Here is a 3,173-nt window from a genome sequence, read left to right on the forward strand (position 1 = left end):
ACGCTGCGATAAGCCGTGGGGAGCTGCGAATGAGCTTTGATCCGCGGATTTCCGAATGGGGAAACCCACCTTCGATCTCTGTTATTCCAAGGGCAGGCTTTTAGTCTGTGCTTGGGTCTGTCTTCGGACTAACAGAGATCACAAGAAGGTATTAAACTCTGAATACATAGGGGTTTAAAGCTAACCCAGGGAACTGAAACATCTAAGTACCTGGAGGAAAGGACATCAACGAGACTCCGTTAGTAGTGGCGAGCGAACGCGGACCAGGCCAGTGCCTGACTGTAAGTTACCGGAAGTGGTTGGGAAACCACGCAATAATGGGTGATAGCCCCGTACGGATCTGCGAACAGTTGGGACATGAGTAAGGCGGGACACGTGAAATCCTGTCTGAACGTGGGGGGACCACCCTCCAAGCCTAAGTACTCCTCAGCGACCGATAGTGAACAAGTACCGTGAGGGAAAGGTGAAAAGCACCCCGACGAGGGGAGTGAAACAGCACCTGAAACCGAATGCTTACAAACAGTGGGAGCTCAAGGTTCGTCCTGAGTGACCGCGTACCTTTTGTATAATGGGTCAGCGACTTAATCTGACGAGCAAGCTTAAGCCGGTAGGTGTAGGCGCAGCGAAAGCGAGTCTGAACAGGGCGTTCAGTTCGTCGGATTAGACCCGAAACCGGGTGATCTAGCCATGAGCAGGTTGAAGGTAAGGTAACACTTACTGGAGGACCGAACCGGTGCCTGTTGAAAAAGTCTCGGATGACTTGTGGCTAGGGGTGAAAGGCCAATCAAACTCGGAAATAGCTGGTTCTCCGCGAAAGCTATTTAGGTAGCGCCTCGTGTGAATACTCCGGGGGGTAGAGCACTGGATGGGTGAGGGGTGCTTACCGCATTACCAATCCTAACCAAACTCCGAATACCCGGAAGTACTGCACGGGAGACACACGGCGGGTGCTAACGTCCGTCGTGGAGAGGGAAACAACCCTGACTTACAGCTAAGGCCCCCAATTCGTGGCTAAGTGTGAAAGGATGTGGGAATCCCAAAACAACCAGGAGGTTGGCTTAGAAGCAGCCATCCTTTAAAGAAAGCGTAACAGCTCACTGGTCTAAACAAGGGTTCCTGCGCCGAAAATGTATCGGGGCTCAAGCCACGAGCCGAAGCTTAAGGTTTGCACTTTGTGCAAGCGGTAGCGGAGCGTTCCATAAGCCAACGAAGGGAGACCCGTGAGGGCTCCTGGAGGTATTGGAAGTGCGAATGCTGACATGAGTAACGACAAACAGTGTGAAAGACACTGTCGCCGAAAGTCCAAGGGTTCCTGCGTAAAGTTAATCTCCGCAGGGTTAGCCGGCCCCTAAGGCGAGGCCGAAAGGCGTAGTCGATGGGAATGAGGTGAATATTCCTCAGCCAGTTGGTAGTGACGGATCGCGTACGCTGTCGGGTCTTATTGGATTGACCCGGCTTCCAAGCGGTTCCAGGAAATAGCTCCAACATTAGACCGTACCCGAAACCGACACAGGTGGACTGGTAGAGTATACCAAGGCGCTTGAGAGAACTATGCTGAAGGAACTCGGCAATTTACCTCCGTAACTTCGGGATAAGGAGGCCCAGTGCTTAGGCAACTAGGCATTGGGGGCACAGACCAGGGGGTAGCGACTGTTTAACTAAAACACAGGGCTCTGCGAAATCGTAAGATGACGTATAGGGTCTGACGCCTGCCCGGTGCCGGAAGGTTAAAAGGAGGTGTGCAAGCACCGAATTGAAGCCCCGGTAAACGGCGGCCGTAACTATAACGGTCCTAAGGTAGCGAAATTCCTTGTCGGGTAAGTTCCGACCTGCACGAATGGCGTAACGACTTCCCCGCTGTCTCCAGCATAGACTCAGTGAAATTGAATTCCCCGTGAAGATGCGGGGTTCCTGCGGTCAGACGGAAAGACCCCGTGCACCTTTACTGCAGCTTTGCGCTGGCATTCGTGTCGGCATGTGTAGGATAGGTGGTAGACTTTGAAGCCGGGGCGCCAGCTCTGGTGGAGTCATCCTTGAAATACCACCCTTATCGTCATGGATGTCTAACCGCGACCCGTAAGCCGGGTCCGAGACAGCGCATGGCAGGCAGTTTGACTGGGGCGGTCGCCTCCCAAAGAGTAACGGAGGCGTGCGAAGGTGGGCTCAGAGCGGTCGGAAATCGCTCGTTGAGTGCAATGGCATAAGCCTGCCTGACTGCGAGACTGACAAGTCGAGCAGAGTCGAAAGACGGCCATAGTGATCCGGTGGTCCCGCGTGGAAGGGCCATCGCTCAACGGATAAAAGGTACGCCGGGGATAACAGGCTGATGATTCCCAAGAGTCCATATCGACGGAATCGTTTGGCACCTCGATGTCGGCTCATCACATCCTGGGGCTGGAGAAGGTCCCAAGGGTTCGGCTGTTCGCCGATTAAAGTGGTACGTGAGCTGGGTTCAGAACGTCGTGAGACAGTTCGGTCCCTATCTGCCGTGGGTGTAGGAGAATTGAGAGGATCTGCCCTTAGTACGAGAGGACCGGGGTGGACGTACCTCTGGTGGACCTGTTGTGGCGCCAGCCGCAGTGCAGGGTAGCTATGTACGGACGGGATAACCGCTGAATGCATCTAAGCGGGAAACCCACCTCAAAACGAGTTCTCCCTCGAGAGCCGTGGAAGACGACCACGTTGATAGGCCGGGTGTGTAATCCCAGCAATGGGTTCAGCTTACCGGTACTAATTGCTCGATCGGCTTGATCGTTCTCATGATCAATGTCCGCGACACCAAACGCGAAACATCATCAAAGACCATTCAATGCTTGCCAATATCCTTCGCCGGCCCGGTGGCTTGAGCGAGGAGCCAGAACCCGATCCCATCCCGAACTCGGCCGTTAAACTCCTCAGCGCTGATGGTACTGTGTCTCAAGACCCGGGAGAGTAGGTCGTTGCCGGGCCTGTCAAGGATATCCCCTCATCACAATCTCAAACACGCAAAACGCGGCGGTCGACCACAAGTCGCCGCCGCGTTGCCGTTTAAAGCCAAATGGCTTCCGCAGCAGGCTCAACGCCTCCACCCGGAAACCAAAAGGCCAAAAAAGTCGACGCGGGGTGGAGCAGCCCGGTAGCTCGTCAGGCTCATAACCTGAAGGTCGTCAGTTCAAATCTGGCCCCCGCAACCA

General features: G+C 54.6%; 1 tRNA gene and 2 rRNA genes (1 of these 3 cut by a window edge). All 3 read left to right on the forward strand.

The window, feature by feature from the left end:
* Window positions 1-2,755: ribosomal RNA gene (locus NUV79_RS25035) — 23S ribosomal RNA — on the forward strand; it begins 63 nt to the left of the window's first position.
* Between the two features lie 78 nt (window positions 2,756-2,833).
* Window positions 2,834-2,948, forward strand: a 5S ribosomal RNA gene (gene rrf, locus NUV79_RS25040).
* A gap of 148 nt (window positions 2,949-3,096) precedes the next feature.
* Window positions 3,097-3,173 (forward strand) — tRNA-Met (locus NUV79_RS25045).

This window comes from Allobosea sp. 47.2.35 (assembly GCF_024655635.1).
Taxonomy (GTDB): domain Bacteria; phylum Pseudomonadota; class Alphaproteobacteria; order Rhizobiales; family Beijerinckiaceae; genus Allobosea.